This window comes from Bradyrhizobium sp., from assembly GCF_036735945.1.
Lineage (GTDB): Bacteria > Pseudomonadota > Alphaproteobacteria > Rhizobiales > Xanthobacteraceae > Bradyrhizobium.
In genome coordinates this window covers 43,167-64,130 of sequence record NZ_DAINNI010000006.1, presented here as the reverse complement: position 1 = coordinate 64,130, position 20,964 = coordinate 43,167, and the positions used below count along the sequence as shown (strand labels likewise).

General features: G+C 61.3%; 17 protein-coding genes. 1 reads left to right on the top strand and 16 read right to left on the bottom strand.

Annotated features, from left to right (window positions below):
• Positions 1 to 11: 11 nt before the first annotated feature.
• Genes V7E26_RS03890 through V7E26_RS03875 form a run of 4 tightly spaced genes read right to left on the bottom strand, consistent with a single transcriptional unit; the run spans position 12 to position 3,829 of the window.
• Positions 12 to 710 (bottom strand): NDP-hexose 2,3-dehydratase family protein, encoded by a 699-nt coding sequence (locus V7E26_RS03890; RefSeq protein WP_324413682.1) that lies wholly within the window; start codon positions 708 to 710, stop codon positions 12 to 14.
• Positions 710 to 1,810 carry a DegT/DnrJ/EryC1/StrS family aminotransferase gene (locus V7E26_RS03885; protein ID WP_324413680.1) on the bottom strand — a complete coding sequence of 367 codons (1,101 nt, stop codon included), beginning with the start codon at positions 1,808 to 1,810 and terminating at the stop codon, positions 710 to 712. The genes V7E26_RS03890 and V7E26_RS03885 overlap by 1 nt, the downstream gene beginning before the upstream one ends.
• Positions 1,811 to 1,816: 6 nt before the next feature.
• Positions 1,817 to 2,788 (bottom strand): Gfo/Idh/MocA family protein, encoded by a 972-nt coding sequence (locus tag V7E26_RS03880; RefSeq protein WP_324413677.1) that lies wholly within the window; start codon positions 2,786 to 2,788, stop codon positions 1,817 to 1,819.
• 30 nt (positions 2,789 to 2,818) lie between these two features.
• Positions 2,819 to 3,829, bottom strand: coding sequence for a hypothetical protein (locus tag V7E26_RS03875; RefSeq protein WP_324413675.1), 1,011 nt, complete (start codon positions 3,827 to 3,829; stop codon positions 2,819 to 2,821).
• Between the two features lie 222 nt (positions 3,830 to 4,051).
• Here V7E26_RS03875 and rfbA point away from each other — a divergent pair, with 222 nt between their 5' ends.
• The gene (gene rfbA / locus V7E26_RS03870) at positions 4,052 to 4,930 is read left to right on the top strand and encodes a glucose-1-phosphate thymidylyltransferase RfbA (RefSeq protein ID WP_324413673.1); all 879 of its coding nucleotides are present in this window, start codon (positions 4,052 to 4,054) and stop codon (positions 4,928 to 4,930) included.
• Here rfbA and V7E26_RS03865 read toward each other — a convergent pair.
• The 12 genes from V7E26_RS03865 to cysC form a co-directional block, all read right to left on the bottom strand.
• Positions 4,927 to 6,447: a hypothetical protein gene (locus tag V7E26_RS03865; RefSeq protein ID WP_324413671.1), complete on the bottom strand. Its 1,521-nt coding sequence runs from the start codon at positions 6,445 to 6,447 to the stop codon at positions 4,927 to 4,929. The two genes, rfbA and V7E26_RS03865, sit on opposite strands and share 4 nt — an antisense overlap.
• A 7-nt stretch (positions 6,448 to 6,454) precedes the next feature.
• Positions 6,455 to 7,036, bottom strand: a complete 582-nt coding sequence (locus V7E26_RS03860; RefSeq protein ID WP_324413669.1) for an acyltransferase — start codon at positions 7,034 to 7,036, stop codon at positions 6,455 to 6,457.
• Between the two features lie 5 nt (positions 7,037 to 7,041).
• Complete coding sequence (locus V7E26_RS03855) at positions 7,042 to 7,980, bottom strand: Gfo/Idh/MocA family oxidoreductase (protein ID WP_324413667.1); 939 nt, start codon at positions 7,978 to 7,980, stop codon at positions 7,042 to 7,044.
• 23 nt (positions 7,981 to 8,003) lie between these two features.
• Positions 8,004 to 9,308 carry a nucleotide sugar dehydrogenase gene (locus V7E26_RS03850; protein WP_324413665.1) on the bottom strand — a complete coding sequence of 435 codons (1,305 nt, stop codon included), beginning with the start codon at positions 9,306 to 9,308 and terminating at the stop codon, positions 8,004 to 8,006.
• Positions 9,309 to 9,524: 216 nt separating this feature from the next.
• The gene (locus V7E26_RS03845) at positions 9,525 to 10,706 is read right to left on the bottom strand and encodes a glycosyltransferase (protein WP_324413663.1); all 1,182 of its coding nucleotides are present in this window, start codon (positions 10,704 to 10,706) and stop codon (positions 9,525 to 9,527) included.
• An 18-nt stretch (positions 10,707 to 10,724) separates the two neighbouring features.
• Positions 10,725 to 12,260 carry a glycosyltransferase family 4 protein gene (locus tag V7E26_RS03840; RefSeq protein ID WP_324413661.1) on the bottom strand — a complete coding sequence of 512 codons (1,536 nt, stop codon included), beginning with the start codon at positions 12,258 to 12,260 and terminating at the stop codon, positions 10,725 to 10,727.
• A gap of 35 nt (positions 12,261 to 12,295) precedes the next feature.
• Positions 12,296 to 13,510 (bottom strand): glycosyltransferase, encoded by a 1,215-nt coding sequence (locus V7E26_RS03835; protein WP_324413659.1) that lies wholly within the window; start codon positions 13,508 to 13,510, stop codon positions 12,296 to 12,298.
• Between the two features lie 78 nt (positions 13,511 to 13,588).
• Positions 13,589 to 14,449, bottom strand: a complete 861-nt coding sequence (locus V7E26_RS03830) for an NAD-dependent epimerase/dehydratase family protein (RefSeq protein WP_324413657.1) — start codon at positions 14,447 to 14,449, stop codon at positions 13,589 to 13,591.
• Positions 14,450 to 14,456: 7 nt separating this feature from the next.
• Complete coding sequence (locus tag V7E26_RS03825) at positions 14,457 to 15,587, bottom strand: class I SAM-dependent methyltransferase (protein ID WP_324413655.1); 1,131 nt, start codon at positions 15,585 to 15,587, stop codon at positions 14,457 to 14,459.
• A complete protein-coding gene (locus tag V7E26_RS03820; protein ID WP_324413653.1) occupies positions 15,584 to 17,719 on the bottom strand; it encodes a glycosyltransferase in 2,136 nt (711 codons plus the stop codon). Before V7E26_RS03820 ends, V7E26_RS03825 begins: the two co-directional genes overlap by 4 nt.
• A gap of 176 nt (positions 17,720 to 17,895) precedes the next feature.
• Positions 17,896 to 19,026 carry a DegT/DnrJ/EryC1/StrS family aminotransferase gene (locus tag V7E26_RS03815; RefSeq protein ID WP_324413651.1) on the bottom strand — a complete coding sequence of 377 codons (1,131 nt, stop codon included), beginning with the start codon at positions 19,024 to 19,026 and terminating at the stop codon, positions 17,896 to 17,898.
• A gap of 48 nt (positions 19,027 to 19,074) precedes the next feature.
• Positions 19,075 to 20,937 (bottom strand): adenylyl-sulfate kinase, encoded by a 1,863-nt coding sequence (gene cysC / locus V7E26_RS03810; protein ID WP_324413649.1) that lies wholly within the window; start codon positions 20,935 to 20,937, stop codon positions 19,075 to 19,077.
• Between the last annotated feature and the right edge of the window lie 27 nt (positions 20,938 to 20,964).

Here is a 20,964-nt window from a genome sequence, read left to right as displayed (position 1 = left end):
GAAGCCACGCCTCACAGCGGCGCGATGATCGTCTTCACGAACGGGCTGAGCAAATTGTCGATCAGTGCGAGCTCCCTGATCTGGCTCAGGCTTGCCCAGCAGAACATCGCCATGTCGGACTGGATCACGCCCTCGTCGTCGACGAAGACGATGATATTCTCGTTCGACTTGCGCCAGAACCGCCCGCCCTCTTCATTGTGCTCGGCACGATAGATGGTGCGGACGCCGGACGTGGCCGTCAGCACTTCGAGCATCGGCGACAGCTTGCCGCCGTGTGCGCGGCGGATGTTCGACCATGTGCTTTGAACGGAGGGCGAGAGCTGGAGCACGCCGATATTGCCCGGCTCGGCCTTGGCGTACAGCAGGAACTGGACGCCGTTCGCCGCCGTCTCGCGGGCGACGAGGCCGAGAACGCCGCCTTCCGGCTGGGTGTAGATCGGCTGGTCCCACGCGGCGACCTCGCGCAGGGCGCCGCTTTCGACGCGCACGCCCTCGACTCCGAAAAACTGCCCGGTCTGGTGCCGCACATTGCCGTGGGCATCGCGCGACCAGCCACGGACATCGTCGAGCCCGATCAACTCGGCCTTGAACCGGACCGTGCGGCAACGCTCCTCCCGCCAGGCCAGGATCGGCGCCGGATCCTTCGGCTCGATCGCAACCGAGGCTGCGAGCCGGCCGCGAAACCAGTCGAGATGCGCGCGCTCGGCCATCAGATCACATCCCTGAGCACGTCGATCACGGTGTCGACTTCCTCGTCCTTCAGGTGCGGATACATCGGCAGCGAGAAAATCCGCTGCGCCTTGCGCTCCGCGACCGGGAACTGGCCCTCGCGATAGCCGAGGTCGGCGCTGCCGCGCATGGTGTGGATCGGCCAGCGGTAGGAAACATTGCAGTTGATGTCGCGCTTAGCGAGCCGCTCCAGCACGCCGTCGCGGTCGGTCGGGTGCTCCACCACGTAGACATAATAGGCGTGACGGCCATGGGCGTTCTCGCGCGGCGTCACGAGGCCAGTTCCGGCAAGACCCCGATCGTACCGCGCCGCGATCTCCCGCCGCCGATCGATCCAGGCCTCGATGCGCGGCAGCTTGAGCGACAGGATCGCGGCCTGCACCTCGTCGAGCCGCGAATTGTAGCCGTGGCGCTCGGAATAATACTGGGTCTCCATGCCGTAGAAGCGCAGGCTGCGCGCCAGCTTGATCACAGCCTCGTCATTGCTCAACACCATGCCGCCGTCGCCATAGGCGCCCAGCACCTTGGTCGGATAGAACGAGAACGCCGAGGCATGCCCGACGCTGCCGGATTGATGATTCCTGTAGAGCGCGCCCTGCGACTGCGCGCAGTCCTCCATCACCTTCAGCCCGTGCCGCTCGGCAATCGCCATCAGCGGATCGAGATCGACGCACTGGCCGTACAGATGTACCGGAACGATCGCTCTCGTTCGCGGCGTGATCGCCGCCTCGACCTGCCCGACGTCCATCAGGAAATCGTCCTCGCGCACGTCGACAAAGACCGGTGTCGCCCCGAGCGTACGGATCGCCGAGACCGTCGGCACCGCCGTATTGGGCACCGTGATGACCTCGTCGCCGGCCTTGACCCCCAGCGCGGCCAGCGCGATGTAGATCGCATCGGTGCCGCTGTTGACGCCGACGCCACCCGCAACGCCGAGATAGAAGGCCATCTCGCGCTCGAACTTGACGCCCTCCTGCCCGAGCACCAGCCGCCCCGAGCGAAACACCCTGTCGACCGCGCCGAGTATCTCGTCACGCAGTTCGTCGTATTCCCGCAGGTAGTCCCACACGTTGATCGGCATTGTCTCTCACACGGACTGATGCGGCGGATTGCTTGATGCGAGCGCCTTCGCGATCATATCCCGGCACCGGGCGTCGCTGACGAGATCGCGATGGAAGCGCTCGTGGTCGCCGCCGGCGATCGCCGACGTCACCGCCTCCAGGAAATTGGCAAAGCCGTCGGCGGGTTCGAATGTCACGATATCATCGACATTGCGGATGCGCCGGCGCCATTCGACATGATGATCGGCGGGCGGAGTGAAGACGCGCTCTATTAACACGGACCCGGAACGGCCGACAACGAGCAAGCGATTCTGATACTCGCCCTCGAAGCTGAAATGGCCGGAAAACGTGCCGCCATTGCCGAGCCGGGCGAGCATCGAAAAGCCCATATCGACACCGGTTTCGGGATGCCGGCCGCCGGCCAGCGCCGTCACATCGGATATGCCGTCGCCGCCGAGAATGCGCATCGTGGCGGCGGCGTAAGGTCCCATATCGAGCAGGCAGCCGCCGCCGAATTCGGCATGGCTGCGAAAATTGCCGATCGGCAGCGGCGGAATGATGAACTGCGCCGCGGCCTGCGTCATTGGGCCGGTTTCGGCGACAAATTCGGCGAGCGTTGCGAACTGCGGGTGATAGCCGAACACCGTGGCCTCCGCGACGAGGCGATTGACCCGCCGCGCCTCCTCGACGGCACGTTCGCTCGCCGCCAATGTCATCATCGCCGGCTTGTCGACGATGACATGCTTGGCGGCTGCCAGTGCCGCCATGGCCCAGCGCTCATGCATCGCGTTGGGCAGCGACAGGTAGACGAGATCGCAGTCGCTGCCGCGCAATGCGGCCTCATAGTCGTCGAAGAACAGCCCCTGCTTCGGCCAGTTCTCCGGTCTGGGACGGCTCTTGCTTGCAATCGAAATCGTCTCGATGCGCCCGACCTCCGCGGCGGCCGGCAGCACGCGCCGTTCGACGATCGAGGAGTAACCGAGGATCAGAAGTCGCATTCGCAAGGATCTCCCGAGGCGGCGATCAGGCTAGCGGACGGCAATGGCGCGGCCGGTGACGATATCAAGCCAGCGGTAGACCGTTATCCGCCCCTTGCGCACCGCATTCAACAGGCGGTCAACGAGATTGCCGGCCACCGGCTTTCGGATCGTTTCGGGCTGCTGCCCCGGCAAAAGAGAGACCGAAAGCCGCTCGGCCTCGGCGAGCGCGGCCGCGTAAGGCATGTACAGTCTTTTCTTGATCAGGCCGGAAAATGGCGCGTGATAGACCCGGTGGCTGTTGAAGTAGTAATCACCGCTGCGCTTGACCCCGTAAAAGTGGAAGAACAGCAGCGGATAGCGTCGTTCGATCTCGACCCTGCCGTCGTTCCATTCCAGCCGGCAACCGGCAACGTTCCAGGGCGCGAGGTTGGCGCCGAGATGCGATATCACGTGAACGCCGCTGAACGCTTCGGGCATCCGGTCGAGGTAGCGCTGGTCGGCGAAACGATCGCCCTCGACCCGGTCGTAGCACCATTCGATGCAGCGTTCGCGCCACCAGCGCAGCGCGGCGATGCCGTCTCCGCGCTTGCGCGCGCTCACCCAGCCGACATTGTAGATTCCGAACCGGCGCTGGTCTTCCAGACCACGCGCGAAACGGTGCGGAATGATGCCAAACGCCGCATCCTTCATTTCCTCATAGATCGGATCGGGCGATGCAAAGAAGAACAGGTCGCTGTCGAGATAGGTCGCCCACTCGGCATCCGCATTGCTCTCCAGCACGAAGAGAAGCCAGGCCGGCGAGCATGTGAAGTAATACTCGATCTGGCTGCGGGATGGCCGGGTCGCCGCGACGTCGGGATTGGCGGCTTCGAAATCCGCCAGCCGCACCGGGACGAGGTGCGGAAGCGTGAGCTGCAGCAGGGCGCGATGGCAGGCCTCGCTGAGGCAAAGCACCCAAAGTTCGGCGCCCGGCGCGTGCTGCTGCAGCGAGTGGTACAGCGCCAGCCCGCGCGGCAGATAATTGTGATCGAAATAGGTGCAGTAAACGCGGCTGGCCATGATCCCCGTCGCAGGTCGCAAATGGCGCTTGATGTCGTCGACAGAGCGTTGTCAACCGCCGTGGCGTCATTCCTATCGCACCCGCATGGCCGGCGCAACGCGGCCATGCCCGGCGTAAGCCATTGAAATATTTCCGCTATAAAGGCGGAAGTCGCTTTGAGGGCCGCTTGGCGCGTGCTAACGAGGCTGCAAAATCCCCGCCAACCGCGAAGAGCTCGGCGCATGAACCGCAAGGGAATCATACTGGCAGGAGGCCGTGGAACGCGGCTCTATCCGCTGACGCTCGCGACCTCGAAGCAGCTATTGCCGATCTACGACAAGCCGCTGATCTATTATTCCCTGACCACGCTGATGATGGCCGGCCTGCGCGAGCTCCTGATCATCACCACCCCGGAAGAGACCGACCAGTTCAGACGCCTGCTCGGGGACGGACGCCAATGGGGGATCGAGCTTTCCTATGCCATCCAGGATCATCCCGGCGGCATCGCTGAAGCGTTCCTGATCGGCCAGGACTTTCTCGCCGGCGGATCGTCTGCGCTGATCCTCGGCGACAATATCTTCTACGGCGACAATCTGCGGGCGCTGTTGCGCAGCTCCGCGCAGCAGAGCCGCGGTGCGACGGTGTTCGCCTGCTGGGTCGACGACCCCGAGCGCTACGGCGTCATCGAGTTCGATTCCGCTCACCGGCCGCTGCGGATCGTCGAAAAGCCGAAGGCACCGAAATCCAACTACGCTGTGACCGGGCTCTACTTCTACGACGACCGCGTCGTCGACGTCGTGCGGGAGATGAAGCCGTCGCCGCGCGGCGAGCTCGAGATCACCGACGTCAACCAGTGGTATCTCGAACGCGGAGAACTTCACGCCGAGCGTTTCGGCCGCGGCTACGCCTGGCTCGACGCCGGCACGCATGAATCGCTGCTCGAGGCGTCGCAGTTCATCCATGTCGTGGAAAAGCGCCAGGGATTGAAGATCGCCTGCCCCGAGGAGATCGCGTTCAGCCAGGGCTTCATCGACGCCGAGCAGTTGCTGCGGCTGGCCGAGCCGATGAAGAACACCGCCTACGGGCAGTATCTGATCCGGCAGGCGGCGATGCCGGGCTAGCGCGGGATCGCCGCAATCAATCTCTCGCGTATGCTCCCGACGGCAAGCGGACTTGCCGCCAGCGCGGCAACGATCAGCCACAACGCACATTCGGCAAAAAATCGCGCCAAACCGGTCCACGGCAACAGCGAGCGTATGATGATCGCGATCGCACAGCCGGACAACACCGTCGCGGTCATCAGCGCCGCCAGGAACACCGCATGCCGCAGCGGATGCCGCAGCGTCTGCCGCATGACGACGGAGGTCAGAAAACCGATCTGGATCGACAGGTCGCTCGCCACGATGGCGATCGCGGCGCCGAGCGGCCCCAGCGGCGGGATCAGCAGCATCGACAGGATCAGGAAGACGCCAAGTTGCAGGCCCTTCGCCCGGATCAGAAGGCCGCCACGATTGCTGTAGCTGGCGTAGCTCAATGCCAGGATCGCCGGCGCGACCGCAGCGGTGCCGAGCAAAAGGGTCATTGCCAGCGCCGGATCGTGGGGAATGGCGCCGTGGGTCCACAGTTCGAAGAAATCCCGCCAGAACGGCAGAAGGCCCGACACCATGACGCTCGCCAGCACGGCGACGAACACCGAACCGCGGGCGTAGAGATCGCGCAACCGGTCGGTCGCTCCGACGGCGTGGTCATGACCGAGTTCGGCGGCAAGCGGAAGCGTCGCCTGCAGGCAAACGCCGCGCAGCAGCCCGGCAGCGACCCGGGTGAGGCCCCATTGCGCGACGGCGACGCGATCCGACACCAGCGCACTCACCAGCAGCACCGGCAGATTGAGCAGCGCCAGTTCCGTGGCTGCAGCAATGCCGAACGGCGCGCCCTGGCGGAACTGCCTGATCGCCCAGCGTGGGGAAGGAGTTTCTCCTGCGCGCCGCAGGAACGGAAACTGGCGCCGTGCATCAAACGCCACAAGGTAAACCGCGATCAGCATTTGCGTCGCGACGTAAACGACGACGACGGCAAGAAGGCTTCCGGTCAGGACAATTGCGGCCAGTTGCGCGACTTGCCCGACCAGCGTGCCCCAATTCTGCAGCCACACCGCGCGGCCATAGAGGCCTCGTGCACGATAGAGACCCACCACGAGATTCGACGGCAGCGTCAGCACAATGCCAGCCGCCATCACGACAAAGGCGGTGTCGAAATCGGCAATTCCCTGAAAGCGCAGCACGACGGATGGCGACACCAGCCGGGTGACTGCCAGCACGAGCACGGCAAGGACGACAGCGAGGCAAACGTAGACCCGCAGCAGCGCGGCGTAGAATTGCGCCGTCCGGCCGTCGGCATCCGCGCCCGACTTGAAGCCGAGGAAACGGTTGATCGCGCGAAACTGCAGACCGCCATCGGCGATCAGCACGAGGCTGCCGACGGCATAGATGACGAGCCAGGCAGCCAGGACCTCGCCGGTCCAGAAATGCAGAAAGACCGGCACCAGCGCGACCTGCTGGACCAGTCCCAATATCAGTTGAACGGAATTCGCCGACCATCCGGCGAGAAGTCTGCCTGCGCGGCTGGCGGCCGAACCCATCGCTGCGCTATCCGCTCTCCACCAGCACGCCATCGCGAAGCGCATACTTCACCTGCGTGCGCGGGCAGATCAGATCGTCTTTCAGGCGCTCGCCCGCCCGGCTCATCCAGCCGACCCGCCGCGCAGGATTTCCGACCATGAGGGCGAAGTCAGGTACATCCCGGGTCACCACGGCGCCGGCTCCGATGAAGCTGAACATGCCCAGCGAGTGGCCGCACACGATCGTCGCATTCGCGCCGATCGAAGCGCCCCGCCCGATCGGCGTCCTGCGGAATTCGTCCTTGCGCGAGACGTTCGCGCGGGGGTTATTCACGTTCGTGAAGACGCAGCTCGGACCGCAAAACACGTCGTCTGCCAGTTCGACCCCGTCGTAGATCGCAACGTTGTTCTGGATCTTGCAGCCATTGCCGACGCGGACGTTCGGTCCGATCATCACGTTCTGGCCGATCGAGCAATTTTCCCCGATCACGGTCTTGGGCAGAATATGACAGAAGTGCCAGATCCTGGTGCCGCGCCCGATCACCGCGCCGTCATCGACGAAGCTCGAGACATGGATGAGCGCGCCGGGAAACCGCGGGTCTTCCCTCATCTCGCTCACGGCCGATTGGCCTTGATCGCAAACGGATGCACGCCGTTGGCCTTCGTAATCGGCAGGCCTCGGAAGTCCGATACGATGTCGATCGATGTCCGGACGTCGTCGAGCCCGAAGCCGCGTCCTGCGAGGATTTCTTCATAGCTGCGGGTGTGCAGATCGGTAAACCCTTCGGAAAATTCTATTTCCTCACCATCGACCTTGATCGAGCGAAAGGTGGTCTTCTTGCCGCGCACGCTCTCCGGCAGGTCGTTCCGGTTGATCGAGAGGAACCAGCTGACATCGGCGCGCTCGCATTCGAGCGAACCGGCGGCCCGCTCCGGCTCGCGAAGATGGGCTTCGTTGCGGCTAACCCCGCCGAAGACGAAACTCAGCATGTCGAAGAAATGAACGCCGATATTCATCGCGACGCCTCCCGACTTGCCTTCCTCGCCTTTCCACGAGGCATGATACCATTGGCCGCGCGAGGTTATGTAGGTGAGTTCAACCTTGTGCCGCTTGTTGCTGTTGGCAAACCGCTCGCGCAGCGCGATGATCGCGGGGTGCAGCCGCAACTGCAGGATGGTCGAGATCTTGCGACCGGTATCGCGCTCGATCTGAGCGAGGCCATCGATACTGGCGGGATCGAGCACCAGCGGCTTTTCGCAGATGGCGTCCGCGCCCGCGCGCATCGCGAACCGGCAATGCGCATCGTGAAGGTAATTCGGGGAACAGATCGCAGCGAAATCGATCGCCCGGCCGGAACGGCGAATCTGGTCGATGTGGCGGTCGAACTGCTCGAACTCGGTGAAGAACTGCGCATCGGGAAAGTGACTGTCGAGGATGCCGACCGAGTCATTCGGATCGTAGGCGACCAGCAGATTGCCGCCGGTTTCCGCGATGGCGCGCATATGCCGCGGGGCGATGTAACCGGCAGCGCCGATCAAAGCATACGATGTCAAGGTCGCCTCCAGTTTTGCACCATTCATGCGCGGACAATATTGTCGGCCGGCGCGAGAAACTTGCCCCGGCAATCGATCAGCAGCGGGGCCTGCTTGCGGATCAACTCGTAGTCAAATTTGTCGTGGTCGGTCGCCAGCAATACGCAATCGAATTTGGCGATGCTCTCGGCCGACAGTGCGACGCTCGACAGATCGAAATGATGCGCGCGCATCTTTGGAAACGCCGCAACATGCGGATCGCTGTAGGCGACCTTTGCGCCGAGGTCGCGAAGCTTCTCCATCAGGAAGACCGACGGCGACTCGCGCACGTCGTCGACATTCTTCTTGTAGGCGATACCAAGAACCAGAATGCTGCTGCCGTTGATCGACTTGCTTTTCCCGTTGAGCGCGGAAGCGACCTTCGAGATCACGTAGTCCGGCATCGAGGAGTTAATCTCGCCGGCCAGCTCGATGAAGCGCGTGTGCATTCCGTATTCGCGCGCCTTCCAGGTGAGATAGAACGGGTCGATCGGGATGCAGTGCCCGCCAATTCCCGGGCCGGGATAATAGGGAACAAAGCCAAACGGCTTGGTCGCCGCGGCGCGTATCACCTCATGGATGTCGATACCCATCTTGTCGGCCACCATCTTCATCTCGTTGACGAGGCCGATGTTGACCGAGCGATGGATATTTTCCAGCAGCTTCGTCAGTTCGGCCGCCTGGGTCGAACTGACCGGAACGACCCTGTCGATGACCTGCCGATAGAGCGCAAGTCCCGCCTCGAGGCAGGCCGGCGTGCATCCTCCGCACACCTTTGGAATGGACCGCGTCGTGAAGTTCTGGTTGCCGGGGTCCTCGCGCTCGGGCGAAAACACCAGGAAGATGTCGCGCCCCACTTCAAGGCCGCGCGTCTCGATCCGCGGCTTGAGTTCTTCTTCCGTCGTGCCCGGATAGGTGGTGCTCTCGAGGGATACGATCATGCCGGCATGCAGATAGGGCAGCACGGATTCGACCGTATTGAGAACGAAGCTCAGATCGGGCTCCCGGTACTTGTTGAGCGGAGTTGGAACGCAAAGGATCAGCGCATCGACTTCAGCGGTGCGGGAAAAATCGGTAGTTGCATCGAAATTGTGAGCCAGCGCCCATTGAATGCTCTCAGCGGAAATATGTTCGATATAGGATTTTCCAGCCTTGAGCGCGTCGACCTTGCTCTGGTCGATGTCAAAGCCGACGATCTTGTACCCGACCTCGCAATAGCGGAGCATCAGCGGCAGGCCGACATACCCCAATCCGACGATCCCGATCGTCGCGGTCTTCCGGTCCAGCTTGGCTATCAATTCAGAGTTCATACGAAACGCCCATAGATCCAGCAGTATTGGCATCCATCGGATGGATGTCAGCTCATTTTCATTCCGTCACATCGAGAGGCAAACAAGCCCGTGTCCGCGCAGCAGCGGCACCGGCTACCCAACGAAATCGGCCCCCCGGGCTGTGAATCGGTGTCCACTCAACTGTCTGGGCCGGCAGAGCAATAGCCGCCAACCGCCCTGACTTCAATACCTACATTATGGAACGGATTTCACCGGTCGATCACCGTGAGGCCGCTCTTGCGACGGCCGCTGGGTCGAGGATTCCGGATCGAGATCAAAGCGGCTGTCGGGCCTGCGATAGGCCTCAAGCATCGCTCTCGCAACCAGATCGGGATTGTGCCATCTCTCGACATAGGCGCGCGATTCTCGTCCTCGCGCGGTCCACTCCGGTCGCTGGTCGAGAATCGCGGCAAACCCTTCAACGAGGTTCCCCGGATCGATCCTGTAGATCGGCATCTCATGCCGCATCGCTTTCGGCACGAACTGCATGTCGCCTTCCCTGATATAGCAGGCGACCGGCTTGCCCATGGCCATCATCTCGACCGCAAATCCCCCGTACCAGCCCGCCAGCACCTGATCGATGGCGATATCCGCCGACCGGTACAGCGCCAGCGCCTCCTCATGCGACTTGTTTTCCACCAGGATCAGCTCGAAGTCGTACTTCGAGCGAAGCTGCTGCAAGCCGTCCAGGATGATCGAGGTGCCCTTGATCTGCCCGACGCTCGGCGCATGAACGATTCTCGGCTTGCCGTAAGCGGAAGGAAGCACAACCTCGCTCTTCTGAATCTCGACATTGGCGTATGGCAGGAACTGCCCGTTCGGCACGACATGGCCGAGTTCCGGGTTGAGATAGAAAACCCGATCGAAGAACGGCAGCACCTTGTCGATCATGTAGCGCCGCCGGCCATCAAGCACATCCAGACAGGTCTGATACAATGTGCAGTGCTCCGGCGCGCACATCGTCCACTGGTTTCGCCTGTTGCCCTCGCCTGCCAGCCGTGCGTCGCAGCCCTGCAAGGTCATGAACAGCTTGCGGCCGAGAAATCGCGCGAGGCGAAGATCCATCGTCGACAGCTGATTGAACATGCCATCGATCGCGGCATCTTTGGAAAACGGGCGCCCCGGCGAAAGGAAGGTCTGGCCAAAGTAGAAATGCAGCACGTCATAGCGCCACTGCCTCGATAGCCCGTAGATCACGCTGCGAAGGGCTGTCTTGACAAAGCCCGTGCCGTGCCTGGAAAGCACGAGGTCGGCGGGGTATTTGAGCCAAGTATCGCTTCGAACGGTCAGATCGCTGGAGGCGCCCAAACGACGTTCCGCGCGCGAAAGCGCCCATGGCTGGTTACCAACGTTGACCGGTCCATGCAGAACTCTCACCGCGCCCTCATCCCCCGCTCAAACGGCCGGCTTCCAGCATGCCGACTTCAGCAGACGGCGATACGCGCCGAACTGCAGCTCCACAATTCTTTCCGCTGAATGATACCTCCTGATCCAATCCGCTCCCGCTTCGCCGACCCCGCCGGTGTCGTCCCGATCCAGAATGATCCGCTCCAATGCCGCGGCGATCTCGTCCTCGCTCGACACCGAATAGACCGGCGGCGCCCTGGAAAAGAAACGCTCGGCATCGCCGACATTGACGTTGGTAACGACCCTGCATCCGAGCGCCAGCGCTTCGAAGGTAACGCCTCCGAACGAAGGCAACACGAACTGGTCCAATACCGCGTGACTCGAGAGATAGGCCTTCCACAGGTCCTGCTTCTGCAGCGGGTCGATCCACTGCACCTTGCCTTCGATGCCAAGGCTCGCGACCAGATCACGGCTGGCGGCAAGATCGCGCCCCCACGCGATCATCCTCAACGTTGCAGCCGGATGTATCAGGCTGATCCGTGCGAAGGCGCGGATGAGACGGTCATTGCCCTTGATCAGGCTTGGATTGGGGTCCCGCCAGTCCTGGCGGGCCGGATGAAACAGCACCGCGTGGTCGCCGGGCGGTTGCAAGTCGCGATTCCGGTCGCGAAATTCCGCAAGCTTTCGATCGTTGAAGGCGTGCGGCAACGCCGTGTATCGATCCGCGGAGATGCCAAGCCTCTCCGCGGGTTCGATGCAGTCCAAATTGGTTATGAAGACGTGCTCCGCGCCCATGAAAACGGTCGCGGTCAGCCTGCCCAGCGCATCCGGCGCGAAAGGCAGCGCCCGCAACGTTCCGTGCTCATAGGCGACATATGGCCGGTTGGCCAACAGCGGCCACGCACCATCGGTCGAATAGCCCTGAACCACGTCGAACTTCTCAAACAGGGGTTGCAACATGCCGAGCCGCGACGCATAGCTCTTGAAATCTCGTCCACTGACCGGCGTCTCATGCGGCACATTGGCGCGTTTCCAGAGTTCAAGCAGCCGCGACCCGACGGGATTCGCTGGCGCGCCGCTTGAACCGCCCGCCTTCAGGCCGCGCAGTTCGGAGCGAAGTTTCCGGCGTATCCTGGTAGCCAATCGCGTCGCCCGGCCGCCATAGCCCGTCGCGCAAATGGCCTCGCGGCGGGCTGCCAGCCTGGCGACCAGCGCCGCGGTTTTCTGCGACTGCCCGTTGACCTGGGAGTCGATCACTTCGCAGCACAAATCCAGCGGTCCCGCCGCAAACCAGTCCGGGCGCACATATCCGGCGAGGTCGACCTTTTTCCAATCCGGGAAGAAGGCATCGCCATAGTCGCCCTTGAATCTTGCCTCCTCCCATTCGGGGGTAGACATGATGTGATAGTTCTCGGCGGCGATGACATACGCTTCGATGCCGTACAGGCGTTGGATGCGCGCATTGTTGAAGGCGTTGTTGGCGATGTTGCCGAGATGCAGCACGCGCAACGGACGGTTCATCTGCCGCTGCCAGCGCGCGTACCACTCGAGCGCCCTCATTTCTTCCTGGGCAGCGTTGCTCACATTCCTGCTCTGAACTTCCAAGGCCGCCGGCAAATCTAGATCTGCGCCGGCGCCGCCTCGGCGCGGCCTTTCATTAGATCGGTCACGCGCGCCCGCAGCTTCGCGTTCAGATCGGCGGGAAGGTTTGCGGTGTCGAGATAAAGCTGTCCCAGGCGCGCCGCAACCGCTTCCGGACTGTAATGCTGTTCGACATAGCGCCTTCCGGCCTGGCCGGCACGATCCAGATCGATCTCGCCACGCAGGCATTGCTTCAGCACGTCATAGATCTTTTCGGGGCGCGTGTTGATGATCGGACAAGTCGCCGGGTCGATCATCATCTGGTCGTTTCGCATGAAGCAGAGAACAGGCCGCCCCAACGCCATCGCTTCGAGTGCGGTATAGCCGTGAAATCCGGCCACAAACTGGTCGGCAACGATGTGCGACGCGCCAAACAGCCCGATGACTTTGCTGTTGGAGACTCCCTGAACCGAAACCAGCTCGATCTTCTCGCCTTCGCTGGCGAGCCTTTCGATCGCATTGATGAGAAGACGCGTTCCCTTGAAATGACCATGGTTCGGCGCGTGAGCCACTTTCAGCGTCTCGCCGGAGCGAAACGCAACGGGCGGCGCAGCCAGCTTCGTGGCGTCGATCGGCCAGTAATGCATGTCCCGGCAGCCCGGCACATAGGCGAGCATGTCCCCCATGGCAAGCTGGGCGGTAGCGCCTTTCGCGAGCGGCTTGAGCGAGGACTGCAGCAATTCCTCCGAACAGATGCAGTACTTTCCGGGCTGCGGGCATTCCTGACACAGATTTGGCTGCCCCAGCCCCAGCGTCGTTTCCCGGGTTCGCACGTCGGCGCCATAGGCGTAGGTGTATAGTCGCTTGCCGGACTTGCGCAACAGGTCGACTTCCTCGGAATTGATGCCGTATCGCCCCTCGCTCAGCATGAGGCCGCGATCGTAGAAATAGTGAAAGACGTCGAAACGCAACAACGCCCAGGCGAACACCAGGCGGCGGAAGACGCTCAGGCACCAGCGGCTTCGCGTCAGCCGAAAAGCGCCTTCCAGCAGGATCAGGTTTATGTCGAATGATCGCGTGATGTAGTAGGTATTGAAGACCAGCGATGACGATTGAAGCCCGAGCAGGCGATCGCACCGGGCAAGGATCGGCAAGGTCAGGATCGGCGTCGACGCCCAAAGCGTGCGAACCTCACCTTTCGCGATCCGCCGCTCCGTTGCCGCGCGAGCCCGTCTTGCGAGAGCATCAAACATGCAGTTGGAGATGGCTGGCCTCATGGCCTGCGATAGTCATCCACCGCCCCCAGCGGATGATGCGCATGAATTTTGCCTTCATACCCGCCCGATCGTCCGCGCCAGACCGTCTTCGAACCGGGCGAAACGGCGGAGGTCAAAGCGTTCCGCGAGCCGGTCCAGGCTCGGTACGATGCTGACGGGCTGCCGCGGGAATACCTCCAGCCTGGGCGCCTTCCCGAGCTGCCGCCCAATTGCATCCGCTATTTGCCTGATCGAGAGAGCTTCGGGACTTGCGACATTTTTGGTGCCCGTCCAGGACTCTTCGAGACCGGTCAGAATTACTTCCACGATGTCGTCGACGAATGTCGGAGTCAGCAGCATGCCCTCGCCCTCGGACGTGACGTGAACGGCTTCACCGGTTCGAACCCGCCTGATCAGATCGGGGATGAGGCGATCCTTCTGGTTCGGTCCGAATGGAAAGAACAGCCGCAATACGCTCAAGCCGAAAATACTGGAAAAGGGCTTGGCGATATTTTCCGAGGCAAGCTTGCTCGCACCCATAAATGAATTCGGAGATACGGCCGCATCTTCGTGCAACGGGCCGCTGAACGGCTCGTAGACGGTCCCTGACGATACCAGGCAGAACCTCGCCACCTTCGTCCGCGCCGCCCATTCCAGCAAGGACATCGTCGCGGCGACGTTGACCTCGAACATCTCGCGGGAGTCCGTCGGGAAATTGCGGTAGCTGCGCGATTGAGCGAGGTGGACGATGCCGTCGACCGCCTCCGGCAGCCCTGCCGTCGCAGTCGGACCTGTCATGTTCCAGCCAACGGTCTGCCCGAACGGCGCAACCGATCCAGGGCGGCACGCGCAGAAGACGTCATGACCGGCCTCGATCAAGCGCGGGACAAGCGCGGAGCCCACGAACCCGGTGCCGCCTGTTACCAGAATACGCATGCTTGGATTATGCAGAAGGCTTGGTCAGGAGAACCGAAATTCCGTTCGGATTTGAATCGTTGAACGCGTAATCCTTCACCCCCAGATCCTTCAGCCAGCCCTCGACCTCCTCGTCGGTATGCTGCCAGGCGTTATGAGGATGGTACCAGTCGAAATTGACCATATTGTTGGTCTCGTAATCGAACGCCTCGTTCCAGAAGCATTTCAGGAAATTGTAGTAGAACAGCCGCTGCACATTGTGCGTTCCGGCCGGGATGCCCAGCACCGGAATGGGTTTTTCCAGTGTGATCGTTGCATTCAGCCGCGACAATTCGCGGCCAAGCTCGGTGATCCCCTCGCACGCCGCGTAGCATTCCTCCGGCGAGAGCGGCATGAAGTTCTCGCGAATGTGATTGTCCGAAAAGACGCGCGCCGCGCCCATCTTGCGGTAGACATAGAAGAAGAACTGACCGCCGGGACGCACCTTCCTGTAGAGCGCCTCCACCGCGGCCCGCGTGTTCGGCGTGTGGTGCAGCACCCCATCGGCAATGATGAAGTCAAACGTTTGATCGGGAAACGGCGCCTCCATCAGATCGGCCTGCACAACGCAGCAATTGCCGAGGTGGCGCGTATTCTCGAAGGTCGTGAACGCAGCATCGGAGACGTCCAGCGCGAATACCGAGCCCGGGCAGTTTTCTGCAATGAAGCGCGTGTTGAACCCGGAACCCGGCCCAACCTCCAATACCCGCTGCTTGCCGGCGTAGAATGCCTTCAGCGCCTCCAGATCCGGCACGCCCAGCTTCTTGCAGTACCAGCCGAACAGAAACTCCTTGTGCTCGGGCTCCAGTCCATATTGCTTGAAGCGCCGCCATTTGTCGGAAAAGGTCTTGTTGGTCTTGGCCTGCTCGTCCGCGCCCGAACGGGAGCGGCTCGCCGACGGCGCCGCGAGCTTGTGCCTGGCACAGAAATCCGAAAGGTCGGGCTGCATCGCTCCGGTCAGGAAGGACGGCACGCCTTTGACAACGGGATACCAGACTGCGGGATCGGCGGTTCGAAGAACGCCCTCGACCGTATGCTCGCCCTCGACCGCAAAACTCTCAAGTTCAAGCCGCCCCGAAGCGTTGACGGGCGACAGGAATGCATAATTCTCAGAAATCACGATCTACGTCCTTGGAGAGAAAAACCACTGCCTTGATGGATTAACGGCAAATCCCCGGATCTATCAACCGGTCCATTCCGGCCAGCCAGCATCTCTTGAGACTCAGACAGATTGTCCTGCAACGATACCGTTTCAGCTCTTTTTTCGATCAAGGCGCGATAGACATCGGCTTGAAGAGATACGATTCGCTCAGCCGAATGATAATCCCTGATCCATTGCCGCCCCGCCTTTCCCTTGCCTGCCTTGTCGTCCGGATCACGGACAACCGACCTTATCGAGTCGGCCAGTTCCGCGACATTTGTCGCAGGCAACACAGGGGGCGGACATCCAAAGAACAACCTCAACTGCTCCACGTCTATCTTCGTGATGAGCCTGCGTCCCAGCGCGAGCGTCTCGAAGCCTACCCCTCCCAGGGCCGGCAGCGAGAATTGATCCAGAACAGCATGGCTGCGGCAATACTGATGCCACAGCGACTTCTTGTTCATGGGCGGTACCCACGACACAAATTCGTCAAGCCCGAGCTGATGGATCAGCGCCTTGCTGGCGTCGATATCGACGCCCCATTCCACCAGAATGAGTCGGAACCGGCGTCCCTCGGCCGCCACATTGGCGGCCGCCTTCAGCATCAGGTCAGAGCCCTTCGTCAACGATGGGTTCTGATCCCGCCAATGCTGCCTGCTGGGACAAAAGAAATGAACAAGATCGGGATCGGGAACAACGCAGGCGTTGCTTTGACGAAAATTGTCGAGCTTCCGGTCGTCAAATGCGTGAGGAAGATAGCAGGTGCTCTCCCTTTTCAGGCCCAATTGCGCGGCGGCGCCCAAGACATCCGAGTTCGTGATGAAAAACGATGGCGCGTTGCGGTAGGTCAATCTGCAAACCAGGCCAAGCCACGTGTTTGCAAAAGGTATGTCTCTCAGGGTGCCGTGCTCATAGGCCGTGAACGCCGGGAATTCATTGGCAAGCGGAATAATTCCATCGATCGAGTAGCCCTGAATAATGTCGTATTTCGCGAGAATGGGCCGGAACCTGAACACATGGCTCGTCAGGTAACAATGAAATTCCTTCCAGACCTCCTCCGGAACATCGAGCTCCTGTCGCTTGAACATGGCGATGAACCCGTCGGCTCTTGCCGTTCGTTCGTTGATATCCTCCTGATGAACCACCCCGCTCTTGATGAGTAGCCGCACCGGGAAGAATAATACATAGAGGCCTACTTCGAAGACCGTGCGAGCCGCCATCAGAAAGAGGCTGCGTGCAACCGCGATCAGGGGGAACGTTGAACCCGACTGCTTATCAGACAGAGCCGCCAGAACTTCCCGTCGGTCGACGGTCGCAGCACCGCGGGACTTTCGAAACCGGCGCCACAGCGAAAGTATCACATGCGCCAATCGATTGGCGCGCTGGTCTTTGGACTCGGCAACCAGCAACGGTACGAGGACGCGAGCCCGAAGTGAGCCTCGCAAGGAATGAAGACGCTGGGTAAGGGTCTTCCACGGGTCGAAACTCGCGGCATATGACTTGAGTTTGGGTCTCCATTTTCCAAGCCGCCCTCCCGGCCGGCCCTTGAATTTCATCCAGTTGAACGAATCGCAACCCATGGCGTAGGGGAGAAGCTTGTACTTCCATGACTTGAGGGCGCGAAAAAGTCTGATCTTCGACGAAGCGAAGCGTTCGCTGCCCGTCCGGACCGCATTTTGTTCGAGAAGATCCCAATAGGCTCCTTCAATTCCCCAGCGACGAAGCCTTGCGAGTCTGTTCTGCCCTCTCGAGCGCGCCACCATGTAGTCAATGCAAAGCGACGCCGGCCCTTGAATGAACCACTCGGGGCGCCGGAACCCCCGAAGTTCCGTCGACCACCAATCCGGAAGGAACGTGTCCACATTGGCGCGGACATTGCCATCCTCCCATTCCGGGGTGGCCATGACATGGTAGTAATCGTAACAGAGAACATCGGCTTCGATGCCGTAGGTCCTTTGTATCTTGGCGTTGTTGTATGCGTTATTTGCAATATTGCCGATGTGAAGCACCCGCAGCGGTCGACCGTTGGAACGCTCGAACGCCCTCAGCCAATCAAGCGAAGTTTCTGCTTGGGTACTCTCTACCGGCACATACTTCTTTCTATCGGTCATCGTCTGAATCTATTTTTGCTCTTTTGCAACGACGGCTCTCGATGTTCAACAAGGCCGGCTCTTGGCCTTGCTGCATCATGCCATCTCGTCAGCGAGCGACGAGTCGCTTACGCACTTGCACACCACCTCCCGACTTGGATTACTGACGCATTACAGGTTGTGCGAACTGCCAATCATCATCCCACCGATCGCACGATCCGCACGACCTTCATCTGATCGTCATCTGTCATTCCCGGAAAAATCGGGAGGGTGATGGTGGTATCCTCGGCGCGCGCCGCATTCGGGAACTGCTCAGGCCTGGTGCCATACTTTGAAGCGTAATATCCGAGACGATGAACGGCGTGAGTTCCCGGACGCGTCTGAATCTGCTCCTTGGCGAGCACTTTCATGAGATCGTTGCGGCGCTTCCTACCTCCTTCGAGCATGCGGATGACATAGGACTGATACGTGTGCCCGGCGACGTCTCCGCCCAATGGCCTGGCGATTGAATTTACCTCCGACAACAATTCAGAATAACGCAATCCGAGTCGCCGCCGCTCCGCAAGCAGTTTTTCCAGCTTGGCCATTTGCGCCACCCCGACCGCCGCCTGAATGTCGGACAGCCGCAGGTTGTACCCCAGATTATCGAATTTCGCCATCGTCCATGGGCCCGGTTCCTCCAGCGACGGGTCGGGTGCCCCGCTCGCCCCGTGATTGCGTTGCGAACGAACCATGGCGGCGAGGCCGTCGCGGTTCGTGGTGACCGCCCCACCCTCGCCGGTGGTAACGACCTTTCTGGGGTGGAACGAAAAGCAGCCGATATCGCCGAGCCCGCCGACCAGCTGGTTCTTGTAGGTGGTTCCGATCGCACACGCCGCGTCCTCGATCACCGCGATGCCATGCGCCTTGGCGATCGCGTTGATCTCATCCATGGGGGCTGCCAGCCCGAACAAGTGGACGGCAACGATCGCCCGGGTTCGGGGGGTGATCGCCGCCCTCAGTGCGGCCGGATCGATATTGAACGTCGACAGATCCACATCCACAAACACCGGCTTTGCGCCGACATATTCGGCGGAATGCGCGCTCGTCACCCAGGTGAATGCAGGCACGATCACCTCATCCCCCGGCCCCAACTGGAGGGCCAACGCAGCCAGATGAAGCGCCGCGGTGCACGAGGTGCACGCGATGGCGTGCTTGACCCCGTGCTTGTCCGCGATGAGCTTTTCAAAGCGTTCGGTCATGGGCCCCTGCGTTACCCATTTTGAATCCAGGCATTCACGCAAGGCGATGATTTCGTTTTCATCGAAACTGGGTTCGGTCAGATTCATGTGCAACTCCGGCCAACGCCGAGCGAACAACCCGTCCGCTCCTGATGTCTAGACTCTTGAAACTCTCGTAATGTACTCGACGAGCTGGGTGACGCTCGAACTCACGTCATCCATGTCGGTGTCGACGACCAAGTCGGGCATGACAGGAACCTCATAGGGCGCCGACACGCCGGTAAATTCCTTGATCTCACCCGTTCGCGCCTTGCGATAGAGTCCCTTGGTATCCCGCTTCTCGCAAGTCTCTATCGAGGCTTTGACATAGATCTCGTGAAAGGATCCGGCAGCCGCGGCCCGCGCGCGCGCCCGGTCGACCTGATAGGGCGAAATGAACGCCGAGAGCACGATCGTCCCGGCCGAGGCGAACAGTGCGGCGACCTCGCCCACGCGCCGGATGTTTTCCACTCGCTGATCCGGCGCGAAACCCAGGTCTGAATTCAGGCCCTGCCGCAAATTGTCGCCATCCAGCACAAACGAGTTGAATCCGCGCGAGAACAGCAGCCGGTCCACGCCCTGCGCCAATGTCGATTTCCCGGCTCCGGAAAGCCCGGTCAACCAGATGACAATGCCGCGATGGCCGCTTCGAGCCTCGCGCTCGGTACGCGTAACCAGGCTCTCCACCTTCTTGATGTTGCTGCCGGCCACGACATGGCTACGGCGTTGATCAGGGAAGCCCTCGAGACTCGCAAGACCGCCGCCCGCGACGTCAAATCCGTCCAGCAGGACGAAGCGGCCGAGCGCGGGATCATGCCGCTCACCTGGGAACGGCAACTGCGTGCTCGCGCGCAGCACCACATTTGCCAGGTCATTCCTCTCGACCCGGTCGGTATGCCGGACATCCAGCGTATCAAGGTCCACCACCGATTCGATGGCCTTCACTGTGACGTTTGCGATCGCCGTTCCAAGCTTGATGCGATAGCTTGCACCTGTCTTCATCGGCTGATTTGCAAGCCAGAAGAGCTGGGCGCGGAACACATCCGATAACGGGGGTGCGCTGTCGACGAGGCTGGCCACCTGGCCGCGTTCGACGAAAATCTGTTCATCCAGAATCAGGCCGACCGACTCGCCCGCCGTTGCCGAAGTCGGCGGATCTGAATGGCCGAACGATTCGATCCGGGCAACGGACGCGGTCCGATCGCCCGGGGAAAACAGCAGCCGGTCCTTGTTGCGCACGGTGCCCGAGGTGACCCGACCGGCAATGATCCGTCGCTCGTCGAACTTGTAGACATCCTGGACCTGGATGAGCAGCGGACGGTCGGTCGCCGAGCGCTGCGGCTGAAAGTGGTCCAATGCCTCGGTCAGCGTCGGCCCGGAATACCAGCCTGTATGGTCCGAGCGGTTGACCAGATTGTCGCCACGGTAGGCCGAAATCGGAATGATGAAACGGGCAACGAGATCGAGACTGCCGAGATAATCCCGCACCTCCTCCGACAGCGCCGTGAATTTCGCCTTTGGATCATCGAGCAGATCGATCTTGTTGATCACAACGGCGATTTGCGAAAAACCGAGAAGCTTCAGAAGGAACGCATGCCGGCGGGTCTGATCGCGCATTCCCTCCACGGCGTCGACCACAAGCACCGCCGCATCAGCGTCGGATGCCCCGGAGATCATGTTCTTGAGAAATTCGCGGTGACCGGGCGCGTCGATGATCACGGTATCGCGGCCGGGTGTCCGCAGCCAGATGCGCGTGGTGTCGATCGTGATGGCCTGATCGCGCTCGGCCTGGAAGCTGTCCAACACGAATGACCATTCGAGCGGCATTCCCCGCCGCTCGCTCATTTGCCGCAACTCCTCGATCTTGCCCTCGGGAAGGCTCCCGGTGTCATGGAGCAAGCGGCCGATCATTGTCGACTTGCCGTGATCGACGTGGCCGACAACCACGATGCGCAGGTTGCCGCTCGATTCAGCCGCCATCGTCGCGGCTTCTTGACCCTGATTATA

Coding starts and splice junctions, on each gene's coding strand:
- rfbA (WP_324413673.1), top strand. CDS start 4,052: ATGAACCGCAAGGGAATCATACTGGCAGGAGGCCGTGGAACGCGGCTC.
- V7E26_RS03875 (WP_324413675.1), bottom strand. CDS start 3,829: ATGGCCAGCCGCGTTTACTGCACCTATTTCGATCACAATTATCTGCCG.
- V7E26_RS03860 (WP_324413669.1), bottom strand. CDS start 7,036: ATGAGGGAAGACCCGCGGTTTCCCGGCGCGCTCATCCATGTCTCGAGC.
- cysC (WP_324413649.1), bottom strand. CDS start 20,937: ATGGCGGCTGAATCGAGCGGCAACCTGCGCATCGTGGTTGTCGGCCAC.
- V7E26_RS03820 (WP_324413653.1), bottom strand. CDS start 17,719: ATGACCGATAGAAAGAAGTATGTGCCGGTAGAGAGTACCCAAGCAGAA.
- V7E26_RS03815 (WP_324413651.1), bottom strand. CDS start 19,026: ATGAATCTGACCGAACCCAGTTTCGATGAAAACGAAATCATCGCCTTG.
- V7E26_RS03830 (WP_324413657.1), bottom strand. CDS start 14,449: ATGCGTATTCTGGTAACAGGCGGCACCGGGTTCGTGGGCTCCGCGCTT.
- V7E26_RS03885 (WP_324413680.1), bottom strand. CDS start 1,810: ATGCCGATCAACGTGTGGGACTACCTGCGGGAATACGACGAACTGCGT.
- V7E26_RS03865 (WP_324413671.1), bottom strand. CDS start 6,447: ATGGGTTCGGCCGCCAGCCGCGCAGGCAGACTTCTCGCCGGATGGTCG.
- V7E26_RS03880 (WP_324413677.1), bottom strand. CDS start 2,788: ATGCGACTTCTGATCCTCGGTTACTCCTCGATCGTCGAACGGCGCGTG.
- V7E26_RS03835 (WP_324413659.1), bottom strand. CDS start 13,510: ATGTTTGATGCTCTCGCAAGACGGGCTCGCGCGGCAACGGAGCGGCGG.
- V7E26_RS03890 (WP_324413682.1), bottom strand. CDS start 710: ATGGCCGAGCGCGCGCATCTCGACTGGTTTCGCGGCCGGCTCGCAGCC.
- V7E26_RS03850 (WP_324413665.1), bottom strand. CDS start 9,308: ATGAACTCTGAATTGATAGCCAAGCTGGACCGGAAGACCGCGACGATC.